The following is a 4,183-nucleotide window of genomic DNA, read 5'->3' on the forward strand; positions in this document are numbered from 1 at the left end:
ATCACCCAGGATGTCAGACAGCACGGTGAAATTGTCGCCTTCGAGGATCAGCCCCATCGCGATACCCGAAACCGGGCGCTTGATCGGCACTCCGGCGTCCATCATCGACAATGCACCGCCGCAAACGGTGGCCATCGACGATGAACCGTTGGACTCGGTAATGTCCGAGACCACGCGGATCGTGTAGGGGAACTCTTCCTTCGTCGGCAGCACCGCCTGCAGCGCCCGCCAGGCGAGCTTGCCGTGGCCGGTGTCGCGGCGGCTGGGAGCACCAAAACGCCCCACTTCACCGACCGAGTACGGCGGGAAGTTGTAGTGCAGCATGAAGTTCGAATACGACAGGCCTTCCAGCCCGTCGATCATCTGTTCAGAATCCTTGGTGCCCAGCGTGGTGGTGCAGATCGCCTGGGTTTCACCGCGGGTGAACAGCGACGAGCCGTGGGTGCGCGGCAGGAAGCCGACCATCGCTTCGATCGGGCGGACCTGCGTGGTCTTGCGGCCATCGATGCGGGTGCCATCCTTGAGGATCGCACCGCGCACGATATCGCCTTCGACCTTCTTGACCGACTTCATCGCCGCCATCTGGGTCTGTCCGTCTTCACCGGCGAAGGCTTCCTTGGCCTTGGCCCGGGCGAGGTTGAGCGCGTTCGAGCGTTCCGATTTGTCGGTCAACTTGTAGGCTGCGGCAATGTCCTTGCCGATCAGCTTCTTGAGCTTGTCCTTGATCGCGGTGTTATCGCTGACTGCCACATCCCACGGATCCTTGGCAGCTTTTTCGGCCAGATCGATGATCAGGTTGACCACCTTCTTGCACTCGTCATGCGCGAACAGCACGGCGCCCAGCATGATCTCTTCGTTGAGCTCACGGGCCTGCGATTCGACCATCATCACGGCATTGCCGGTGGCGGCAACGACCAGATCGAGATCGCCGGCGGCGGCCACGTCCTGGCGCGGGTTGAGAGTGTATTCACCGTCAACATAGCCAACGCGCGCAGCGCCGATCGGGCCCATGAACGGGAGGCCCGAAATGGTCAGCGCGGCCGAAGCGGCGATCAGCGCCAGGATATCGGGTTCGATCTCGCCGTCATAGCTCATCACATGGGCAATGACATTGATTTCGTTGTAGAAGCCTTCGGGGAACAGCGGCCGCACGGGCCGATCGATCAGCCGCGAAACCAGCGTTTCCTTTTCGGTCGCGCCGCGCTCACGCTTGAAGAAGCCGCCCGGGATGCGCCCGGCGGCGAAGAACTTTTCCTGATAGTGGACGGTCAGCGGGAAGAAATCCTGCCCTTCCTTGACGCTCTTGGCGGCCGTGACGGCGCAGAGCACAACTGTTTCGCCATAAGTGGCGAGGACCGCGCCGTCTGCCTGACGGGCAATGCGGCCGGTTTCCAGAGTGAGGGTCTTTCCGCCCCACTCCATCGATACGGTTTTAACGTCGAACATTGTATTTCCTTCAGCCCGCGCGCCCTATTGCGCAGCGGGTTTTGCTGCCGGGTGATCCGTCCCGGTCCGGTGCGGGGCCTTGTCTGCCCCAATGGCCCTTCACCGAAATGCGAAGGAAGCCCGATGGTGTTGGGTCGCATCGCGCAAACGCGATACTCCCGAATGCAAAAAGCGGCCCGCTCGGGACCGCCTTTACGCGTTGTTACTTACGAAGACCAAGCTTGGCGATCAGCGCATTGTAGCGCTCGACATCGACCCGCTTGAGGTAGGCCAGCAGCGTGCGGCGCTTGTTGACCATGGTCAGCAGGCCCCGGCGCGAGTGGTTGTCCTTGTGGTGATCCTTGAAGTGATCGGTCAGGTTGCGGATGCGCTGGGTCAGAATGGCGACCTGCACTTCGGGCGAACCGGTATCACCCGAACCGCGGGCGTTGTCAGCGATAACTTCAGTCTTCTGTTCAAGCGAAATCGACATGTCTTGTACTCCGCGACATCATCAAAAATTGAAACCCCGGACCACGCAGACGTTGCCGCCTGAAAGCTCCACCAGTGCGAGCGGGATATTTCCCTCTCGCGCTAGGTACAGCCCATCGCCCTGGGTCATCCCGGTCAGAACGCGGCCCTGTCGGACCGCCCTTGCCGCTTCCGGATCGAGATTGAGAGCCGGGATGTCGTCCAGCCCTGCCTCGAACGGCAAGAGTATGTGTTCAAGTGGCGCGCCCTTACCCACTTCGTTCAATTTGTCTAGCAAAATCGCCTGAGACAGGTCGAACGGACCGGCCTTGGTCCGGCGTAGCATGGTAACATGGCCGACAGTGCCGAGCGCCAGCGCAACATCGCGCGCAAGGCTGCGGATGTACGTGCCTTTGGAAACGTGGGCGGTGAGGGTTACGCAATCCTCCCCGAGCTTGCTCGGGGAGGGGGACCGCGCCGCAGGCGTGGTGGAGGGGGCAGAAGTCGCAACCCCTCCGTCAGTCGCTGCGCGACTGCCACCTCTCCGAGGCAAACTCGGGGAGGATTGAATTACGAGCGAAAACACCGTCACGCTGCGCGCCGCCAGTTCCACCGCTTCGCCCTTGCGCGCCAGATCGTAAGCCCGCTCGCCGCCAACTTTCAGCGCCGAATAGGCCGGCGGGACCTGCTCGATCGGCCCGGTGAAGCGCGGCAAAATCGCTTCAACCTGTGCCAAAGTCGGCCGCACGTCGCTGGTTGCGATCACTTCGCCTTCCAGATCGAGCGTGTCAGTCTCTGCCCCGAACGCCACGGTAAATTGGTACTCTTTGCTGGCATCGAGCATCCGCCCGGTCAGCTTGGTCGCCTCGCCCAGCGCGATCGGCAGCACGCCCGTCGCCAGCGGATCGAGCGTGCCGCCGTGGCCGACCTTGACCTTGCCAAGCCCGGCCTCGCGGCACACCCGTTTGACCGCAGCAACGCCTTGCGTGCTGCCAAGCCCGAGCGGCTTGTCGAGGATGATCCAGCCGTTGGGCAAGTGTTCAAAGCCCGGCGACGGCGCGGGCAAGTTCGAGATAGTGACCGGTCAGCCAATCAACCGCCGGGCTGACCACCCAACCGATCACGTTGAGGCTGGGCGAAATCATCGGCAGCACCACGATCAGCAGGATCATCACCAGCAGCGCGTACTTGTGGAGTTCACCGTAACGCGCCGCAAGCCCGGCCGGGAGCAGGCCCTCGATGATGTGGCCGCCATCGAACGGCGGCACTGGCAGCAGGTTGAACAGCGCCAGAAACACGTTGATCAGGATGAAGTTGAGCAGGTTGAGCGCCACGAAGCCAAGCGCCAGCCCGGTCGCTGCGCCTCCGCCGGTAAAGCGCAGCAACAGGCCCAGCAGCACTGCGCCAATCACCGCCATCACCAGATTGCTGCCGGGTCCGGCGGCGGCCACCAGCATCATGTCGCGGCGCGGATTGCGCAGCAGTTCCTTGCGCACCGGCACCGGCTTGGCCCAGCCGAACACCGGCAGGCCAGACAGCTTGAGGATCGCGGGCAAGATCACCGTGCCAAACGGATCGACATGCTTGAAAGGATTGAGGCTGAGCCGGCCAAGCAGCTGCGCGGTCGGATCGCCCAGACTTCGCGCCACGAACCCATGCGACACTTCGTGAAACACAATTGCAATCACCAATGGGATCACCAGCGCGGCAATCTGGAACACAGTTTCGTTCATAGACCCAATTTCTCCCGGTCGCGCTCTACCACCGAATGGATTGCGTTGTCGTGCTGGTATCCGGCGCTCACCACCCCAGCGCCTCGGTAAAGTGCTTTCGGCACAGCGCGACATAGCGGTCGTTGCCGCCGATCTCGGTCTGCGCGCCTTCGGCCACCGCCGCGCCGCTTTCATCGACCCGCAGGTTCATGCTCGATTTGCGCCCGCAGTGGCACACCGCCTTGAGCTCGATCAGCGAATCCGCGATCCCCAGCAAGACTTTCGCGCCGGGGAACAGTTCGCCCTGAAAATCGGTGCGCAGGCCATAGCACAGCACCGGAATGCCCGCCTGATCCGCCACTTTGGCCAATTGCCAGACCTGCGCTTCGGTAAGGAACTGCGCCTCATCCACCAGCACGCAGGCGAGCGGCTCCACCCGGTGCGCGGCGCCAATCCGGTCCCACAGGCTGGTTTCGCCATCGAAACGGTGGGCTTCGGCGTGGAGGCCGATCCGGCTTTCGATCGCCTTGTCGCCGCCGCGGTCGTCGAGGTCAGCGGTCCACAACATGGTCGCC

General features: G+C 62.8%; 5 protein-coding genes. All 5 read right to left on the bottom strand.

Features of this window, described 5'->3' with window-relative positions; genetic code table 11:
• Positions 1-1,446, bottom strand: a 1,446-nt coding sequence (pnp, locus tag RMN99_RS08255) for a polyribonucleotide nucleotidyltransferase (RefSeq protein ID WP_309622829.1), incomplete at its 3' end; no start/stop codon positions are given.
• A 202-nt stretch (positions 1,447-1,648) separates the two neighbouring features.
• Entirely contained in the window at positions 1,649-1,918 is a 270-nt protein-coding gene (gene rpsO, locus RMN99_RS08260; protein WP_309622830.1) for a 30S ribosomal protein S15, read from the bottom strand.
• A gap of 21 nt (positions 1,919-1,939) precedes the next feature.
• Positions 1,940-2,932 carry a tRNA pseudouridine(55) synthase TruB gene (gene truB, locus RMN99_RS08265; protein WP_309622833.1) on the bottom strand — a complete coding sequence of 331 codons (993 nt, stop codon included), beginning with the start codon at positions 2,930-2,932 and terminating at the stop codon, positions 1,940-1,942.
• Between the two features lie 4 nt (positions 2,933-2,936).
• Positions 2,937-3,629: a site-2 protease family protein gene (locus RMN99_RS08270; protein WP_309622831.1), complete on the bottom strand. Its 693-nt coding sequence runs from the start codon at positions 3,627-3,629 to the stop codon at positions 2,937-2,939.
• A gap of 67 nt (positions 3,630-3,696) precedes the next feature.
• On the bottom strand, positions 3,697-4,183 hold a 487-nt coding region (locus tag RMN99_RS08275; protein WP_309622832.1), incomplete at its 5' end, for a thymidine kinase.

The organism is Novosphingobium sp. (assembly GCF_031417815.1).
Classification (GTDB): domain Bacteria; phylum Pseudomonadota; class Alphaproteobacteria; order Sphingomonadales; family Sphingomonadaceae; genus Novosphingobium.